The sequence below is a fragment of the Arthrobacter sp. 10T425 genome (assembly GCF_056393985.1).
The window spans coordinates 1-351 of the sequence record NZ_JBFTGZ010000141.1 but is presented as its reverse complement, the minus strand read 5'-3'; the positions used below and the strand labels follow the sequence as shown (position 1 = coordinate 351).

The 351-nt window shown below is 62.1% G+C and carries 1 protein-coding gene; it reads left to right on the top strand.

Annotation, left to right across the window (positions count from 1 at the left end; genetic code table 11):
• Positions 1–283: hypothetical protein (locus AC1DDH_RS20905; protein ID WP_476956284.1), on the top strand; the 283-nt coding region annotated here is incomplete at its 5' end.
• Between the last annotated feature and the right edge of the window lie 68 nt (positions 284–351).

Genomic DNA, 351 nt, shown 5'->3' with positions numbered 1-351 from the left:
CCTCTGGTCCGTGCTGCTGGTCGTTCTTTTCCTAAGCGTGTGCGCGGACCTCGCGACGGTCGCCGGCATTCCGCACCCTGCTGACGACAACGGCCCGCCCCTCTGGCGGATCCAGGGATTCCCCAACCTTCGCGCATACTTCGAATCGAGCGGGGAACAGATCTTCCTGCTTCTGTTCGCATTGGCTGGGCTGTGGGTCCGGCAACGCCGCCGCTGGCTAAACTGGGCATGGTCGATGCCACTGCTGTTCGGCATCGTCCTGCACGCCTATATCTATCCCTGACATGCCCTGGTCCAATATCGAACGCGGGTTGCGGATGGTCTGGTCGGGGATGTTGATGTGCCACCTCC